At 71.7% G+C, this 435-nt stretch carries 1 protein-coding gene; it reads right to left on the bottom strand.

What is annotated here, in order from left to right:
* On the bottom strand, positions 1-435 hold a 435-nt coding region (locus KVT44_RS55590), incomplete at both ends, for a hypothetical protein (RefSeq protein WP_217576871.1).

Here is a 435-nt window from a genome sequence, read left to right as displayed (position 1 = left end):
ACGATCTGGATGCCGCGGATGTACATCGGCTTGCCGGGGGCGACGGTGCGGACCGCGGGCGACCCCGCGGAACGCCACTGCGCGGTCGTCACTGGGGTCAGATAGCCGTCCATACGGTGGAGGATCGAGGACCCCGTCGACAGGCGCACGAACGAATCGCCGGGGATCCGCGAGCGGATGGTCGTCTTCGGGCGGCCCGCCCGCGCGTACTCGGCCGCGCTGAGCGCTTCGACGGTGTCGATGCTCCGGTCGCCGGTCGAGGTCGGCCACGTGACGAGGCCGTAGACGATCGGGGACCATGCCGTCTTGGCGTAGACGACCGGAGCGCGCGCCACCTGCGGCTTCCCGGCGCGCCGGTACTCCGCGGCCGTGATCACCCGGTGCGATCCGTTCGTGCGGACGAAATGCACGGCGGGCGACCAGGCGGCGCGGTAC

This window comes from Streptomyces sp. GbtcB7, assembly GCF_019091445.1.
In the GTDB taxonomy this organism is placed as follows: Bacteria; Actinomycetota; Actinomycetes; order Streptomycetales; family Streptomycetaceae; genus Streptomyces; species Streptomyces mirabilis.
The sequence above is the reverse complement of the archived record's forward strand: the minus strand, read 5'-3'. Positions and strand labels throughout refer to the sequence as shown.